Here is a 2013-nt window from a genome sequence, read left to right on the forward strand (position 1 = left end):
GTAATTTCGTAAAATGATATATTTGCAATATAATATTTCATAATAAGAAACAGCCCTGAGCGAAGATGAGAAACAGTCATTATGGATTTGAAACCACTGAAGCATTTCCTGAGTCTGGCTGAAACACTTCATTGCGGCCGTGCCAGCGCAGCTTGTCATATCAGCCCATCGACCCTGAGCCGCAGCATACAGCATCTGGAAAATAAGTTGGGGGTATACCTGTTTGAACGGGACAACCGCAGTGTCAGCCTGACTGCAGAAGGCATTAAATTTGAGAAATATGCCCGGGAAACCCTGATTCAGTGGTCAGCGATTCGTAACGAGTTGATTGCCGAATCCAAAGAGCTCAAAGGTGAGATCAGTGTTTATTGCTCCGTGACCGCCAGCTACAGTTTTCTTTATGATATTCTCAAGCGCTTTCGCCAACGCTATCCGAGCATTGAAATCAAACTTCATACTGGCGATCCTGACTCAGCCATTGAGCTGATCACCTCTGGTAAAGAGGATATAGCCATTTCTGCCCGCCCGGATAATTTATCCTCAGAGATTCAGTTTCATAGTATCGGACTCTCGCCACTGGTCTTCATAGGCCCTGCTTCAGGAGAAATTTCTACCCCTGAGTCGGTTGAAGAGTGGAGTAGAACGCCCATGATCCTGTCAGAAAAAGGTATTGGACGACAGCGGGTGGATCACTGGTTTTCAACCAAGGGCATCAAGCCAAAAATATACGCTCAGGTAGCTGGCAATGAAGCCATTGTCAGTATGGTCAGTTTGGGGTTTGGAGTCGGCGTAGTACCCCAGATTGTTCTGGATAACAGCCCACTGTCCGACAAGGTTAACATTCTGAACATCACTCCCTGGCTGGCAGCTTATGATGTGGGATTATGTGTACTGGACAAAAAACTCAAAAGCCCATTAATTCAGGCTTTCTGGGAGCTGCTATAGACGACTCCCCTGACCAGAACAGCTCGTTCAGTGCGTTGCCAAGCCCGAGTCCAGGCCAAAAGCTTCGAGGAGGTTCAGCTCAAATCGATTGTTTTTTGCTTCCTTCATAACCACCTTATTTTCGGCAAACCAGGACTTGCCCAGACACCAGGCTAAAAGGGTCTCCCCATGATGAAATATAAGAATCTGCCTTCCTGTGCCAGAGTGACTCAGCAGGTAAGGAGTCACCTGCCCCGCACTCCAGGAAAAATTTTTGAAGCGACAACCGCCTTTCACTGAGTCGCAAGGTGCATGTTCTGACCAGATAAGCTTCTGATGGTCTGGTATAAAGAGGTCGTACGCTCGCGGCGGCCTCCAAATGATCCTCTTCAGTTGATAACCGGGTCGATCCGTTATCACAACTAACTCCTGATCGGAGCCGCCATAAAGTGAACTCAACCTGCGAAAGTCATAATTGGCATTAAATAGATAAGCGACACTGCTGTGTAGATGACCACCGATCACTGTACTCGGCGTCGATTCATCCTTGATACCCTTTCTTTCTTGCCAGTCAGGCACCAGAACCACTGGTATTGAATTATTGTAGTAACTGGCAAAATAGGAATGCCAGTTAATAAAGCGATCCAGCCAGTTCTGACAGACTGCGCGGCTATCAAGATAATCGTCTGCAGATTTATGGAATGCCTTGAGGGTTCTGCTACCAGTATTAATGGCTTCACAGTTGCTGGCGATCAGGGAAGAGTAGTGCAGAAAACCAAAAGGCAAACCTCCTGGTTTGGCTTGAGTGAGACTCTTCCATCTCTGGTAATCTTTTCTGAGATGACTGAACAGGCTCTTCAGTCTCTGCTCCTTCACTGCCTTAATGCCACTCCACCAGTATTCTACTTCAGACAGCTTAACGAAATGTGGTTCTTCTGTATTACCGATCAGTTTGCTGGCGACAATCCAACGGTTAGTTTGATAATTTACCACACCTATAAATAAAGGGTGGGCAGGGTAGCCCGAAGTTGCTTGTTTTTTACTGACATAAAAAATGAATTCATCTTCCGTGAAAACATAGTACGATAT

Annotated in this window: 2 protein-coding genes; one reads left to right on the forward strand and one right to left on the reverse strand. The window is 46.3% G+C overall.

Translation table 11 applies throughout. The features are described 5' to 3' along the window. Positions 1-81 precede the first annotated feature (81 nt). A complete protein-coding gene (gene ilvY / locus KDK18_RS06765) occupies positions 82-945 on the forward strand; it encodes an HTH-type transcriptional activator IlvY (protein ID WP_257254113.1) in 864 nt (287 codons plus the stop codon). A 27-nt stretch (positions 946-972) separates the two neighbouring features. Here the strand turns inward: ilvY and KDK18_RS06770 are convergent. Beyond that, positions 973-2013 (reverse strand): hypothetical protein (locus KDK18_RS06770; RefSeq protein ID WP_257254114.1); only part of this gene is annotated, 1041 nt, incomplete at its 5' end.

It is taken from the genome of Endozoicomonas sp. SESOKO3 (assembly GCF_024606255.1).